General features: G+C 70.9%; 3 protein-coding genes. 2 read left to right on the forward strand and 1 reads right to left on the reverse strand.

Annotation, left to right across the window (positions count from 1 at the left end):
• On the reverse strand, positions 1-675 hold a 675-nt coding region (araD, locus tag ACFV0Q_RS39335), incomplete at its 3' end, for an L-ribulose-5-phosphate 4-epimerase AraD (RefSeq protein WP_385012617.1).
• Between the two features lie 371 nt (positions 676-1,046).
• Between araD and ACFV0Q_RS39340 the strand changes: the two genes are divergently transcribed.
• Both ACFV0Q_RS39340 and araB read left to right on the forward strand, forming a co-directional pair.
• The gene (locus ACFV0Q_RS39340) at positions 1,047-2,069 is read left to right on the forward strand and encodes a LacI family DNA-binding transcriptional regulator (protein ID WP_385012621.1); all 1,023 of its coding nucleotides are present in this window, start codon (positions 1,047-1,049) and stop codon (positions 2,067-2,069) included.
• Positions 2,070-2,574: 505 nt separating this feature from the next.
• Positions 2,575-3,905, forward strand: a 1,331-nt coding sequence (gene araB / locus ACFV0Q_RS39345) for a ribulokinase (protein WP_385012619.1), incomplete at its 3' end; no start/stop codon positions are given.

A 3,905-nucleotide genomic window follows, 5' to 3' on the forward strand; every position in this document is an offset into this window, starting at 1 on the left:
GTGCCGCTCCAGCAGATGCCCCGGTGGTTCGGAGGCGTCCCCGAGGCGGGACCCGAGCGCAAGCGTGTGCAGCGCCATCTCCGCCACGGCCTCGCAGACGATGGCGTTCTCCAGCGCGGCCTTCGCGGTGGCGCCCCAGGTGAAGGGGCCGTGGCGTGAGACGAGCGCTCCGGGGACCTCCTCGGCCCGATGGGGGTCGCCGTCGAGCCGGGCGACGATCACCTGTCCGGTGTTGTACTCGTAGTCCTGCGCGCACTGCTCGGCGGTGAGGTCCGCCGTCACGGGGACGGGGCCGTTGAAGGTGTCGGCGTGTGTCGTGCCGAGCACGGGGATCGGGCGGCGGGCCTGGGCGAAGGCGACTGCGTGCGTCGAGTGCGTGTGGGTGACGCCGCCGATGGAGGGGAACGCCCGGTAGAGGCACCGATGGGTTTCGGTGTCGGTGGAAGGCCTGAGGTGCCCGTCGACGACCTGCCCGTCCTCCAGTGCCACCACGACCAGGTCCTCCTCGGTGAGGTCGGCGTACGAGACCCCGGAGGGCTTGATGACGAAGACGCCGGCGTCCCGGTCCACTCCGCTGACGTTTCCCCAGGTGAGGGCGGCCAGGCCGGCCTCCGGGATGCGCAGGTTGGCCGCGAGGACCTCGCGACGGAGGTCCTTGAGGAGGGTCTCGCTCACTACGCTCTCACCGTCTCTCCGACATGCGCGGCGGTTTCCCGGGACCGGAGTCCGGTAGGCCCCGCGATCGCGCATGAGTGGGCTGGACTGATCGGGGGGCGCGCCAGGCATCGCGGCTGCACGGCCGCAGCCATCCCCGTCAGATTGTGAACGCTAACAAGCGTAGATCTCAAGATGCACGAGAAGGTTCCTGCCCACAACGCGCGGTCATCGCTGCATAATGTGAACGCCAACATCGATGCCCGTCGACAATCTCCCGATCGGTCCGAGATGCGTGCGGGCCGCGGCTGGTTCGGTACCTTGAGAAAGGCCGCTCGAGGAGGAGAGGGAGAGCGTTGACCCAGCCACCAGACGTCTCGCGAGCGCCCACGATGACGGACGTCGCGCGCGTCGCCGGCGTGTCCCACCAGACCGTCTCACGGGTACTCAGCGACCACCCGAACGTCAGCGCCAAGACCCGCGCCGCCGTGACACAGGTCATCGAGCAGCTGGGGTACCGCCGCAACTCGGCAGCCCGGGCCCTGGCCACTCGGCGGACCCACACGCTGGGCGTCATCGCGGTGAACACCACTCTGCACGGGCCCGCCAGCACCGTGGCAGGAGTTCAAGAGGCGGCTCGGGAACGCGGCTATCTGACGTCCGCCGTCACACTCCGGACCGCCACGCGGACAGCCCTCGCCGAAGCCATGCAGCACCTCGCCGGGTGGGGCGTGGAGGGGATCGTCGCCGTCACTCCCCAACGCGACGCGGTGAGGGCCCTGGCGGCAGTGGAAGCACCGTGCCCCGTGGTCACCGTGGAAGGCGGCCACACCCTGGACCTGCCGGGGGTGTCGCTGGACCAGAACCTCGGCGCTCGCATGATCACCGAACACCTTCTCGCGTCGGGCCACGCCACCGTGTGGCACGTCGCAGGCCCTCCCGACTGGCTCGAGAGCGAGGCTCGCACCCAGGGGTGGGAGGACGCGCTGCGCGAGGCCGGCGCCGAGGTGCCGCCCCTGCTGCGCGGCGACTGGAGTCCGCTGTCGGGATACCACGCCGGCCAGCAGCTCGCGGGGCGGGTCCGGGCGGCACGAGGGCGCGGAGCGGGCCTCACCGCGGTGTTCGTCGCCAACGACCAGATGGCCCTCGGTGTGCTGAGGGCCTTGCGGGAGGCCGGCCTGCGCACGCCGGAGGACGTGGCCGTCGCCGGCTTCGACGACATCCCCGAGGCGGAGTTCTTCCCGCCCCCGCTGACGACGATCCGTCAGGACTTCGCATCGATCGGCCGCGACAGCATCGGGCTGCTCCTGGACCACATCGAGGGCCGGACCGACGAGTCGACGCGCCTGGTGGTGGCGCCCGAGCTCATCGTGCGCGCCAGCACGGCCCGCAGGAGCTCTCCCCTCGGGGGATGACCCCCCTCCGCCCGGGGATGGCCCCGGGTTACGCCTTCGACGACGGACGGCCGCGCGTGTACACCTCCGCGCGGCCCGGCCGGGGGAAGCCGAACCGCCACCTTTCAGAGGAGCCGGGAGTCAGTCAGACCGCTGACGGCGCATACGGCGATCTCGGTGGAGCCCACCGGAAGACCCGTCAAGCATGCGGAGGCCTCATTGTCCCCAACGCGTACACGTTGCGGCCGAAACCCGCGTGGTGCAGTACGACGAAGGCGATCACCAGCACGGCCAGGGCGATGACCACCGGGATCGATACGAACAGTCTCCCTGGTCCGTACAGCCGGGTCTGCACGAGTCCCGCCGGGGTGGGATCGCTGATCGCATCAGCGCCCCGCTCGCGGCGAGCTCACATGCGATCCGCACGGAACCCCTTGCCTATCGACATTGTTAGCGCTCACACTACGGAGCACCACCCGCCTGCCGGGCCGACCGCTGCCCCACGGCTCCTTCGAAAGGCACTCTGTTGACGTCACCCCATGTCCTCGCGCCCACCCCGCGTTCCGAGGAATCGGAGCAGTACACGGTCGGCGTCGACTTCGGCACGCTGTCGGGCCGCGCCGTGGTGGTACGGGTACGCGACGGTCAGGAGCTGGCCTCGGCCGTCCACGCCTACCAGCACGGCGTCATCGACCGGCACCTGCCGCACGGCGGTGCGCAACTGCCTCCGGACTGGGCCCTGCAACACCCCCAGGACTGGCGGGACGTACTGCGTCACGCCGTCCCGGAAGCCGTGGCGGCGGCCGGAGTCGATCCCGCCGCGGTGATCGGCATCGCCACCGACTTCACCGCGTGCACCGTCCTGCCCACGCTCGCCGACGGGACCCCCCTCGCCGAGACGGAGCTCGCCGCACGGCCGCACGCGTGGCCCAAACTGTGGAAGCACCACGCGGCCCAGTCGCATGCCGACCGCATCAACGCACTCGCCCACGCCCGCGGGGAGAAGTGGATCGCCCGCTACGGCGGCCGGATCTCCTCCGAGTGGCAGTTCGCGAAGGCCCTCCAGGTCTTGGAGGAGGATCCGCTCGTCTACGAAACCTGCGCGCGGTGGATCGAGGCCGCCGACTGGATCGTGTGGCAGCTCACCGGAGCCGAGTCCCGCAACGCCTGCACGGCCGGGTACAAGGGCATCCACCAGGACGGCGCCTACCCGAGCGAGGAGTACCTGGCCGCGCTGAACCCCCGGTTCGCCGACTTCGCACGCACCCGCCTCGCATTCCCCCTCTCCGCACTGGGCTCACGCGTGGGCTCGCTCAGCACCGAGGCAGCGGCGTGGACGGGGTTGCGCCCCGGCATCGCCGTAGCCGCGGGCAACGTCGACGCCCACGTCACCGCAGCGGCGGCCCAGGCCGTCGAGGACGGTCAACTGCTCGCCATCATGGGCACTTCCACCTGCCACGTCGTGAACGCCCCCGTCCTCGCCGACGTCCCCGGCATCTGCGGTGTCGTCAACGGCGGGATCGTCGAGGGAACCTACGGCTACGAGGCCGGCCAGAGCGCGGTCGGCGACATCTTCGCCTGGGTACTGGACCAAGGCGTCCCGTCGGACTACCTCGCCGAGGCCGCCGATCGCGGCGAGGACCTGCACACGCTGCTGACCCGGAAAGCCGCCCGGCAGCCGGTCGGCGGCCACGGACTGGTCGCCCTCGACTGGCTGAACGGCAACCGTTCGGTCCTCGTCGACCACCACCTGTCCGGAGTCATCGTGGGTCTCACCCTCGCGACCCGCCCCGAGGACGTCTACCGCGCGCTGCTCGAAGCCACCGCGTTCGGCACCCGCGTCATCGTGGAGGCCCT

Source organism: Streptomyces sp. NPDC059564 (assembly GCF_042735575.1).
Taxonomy (GTDB): domain Bacteria; phylum Actinomycetota; class Actinomycetes; order Streptomycetales; family Streptomycetaceae; genus Streptomyces.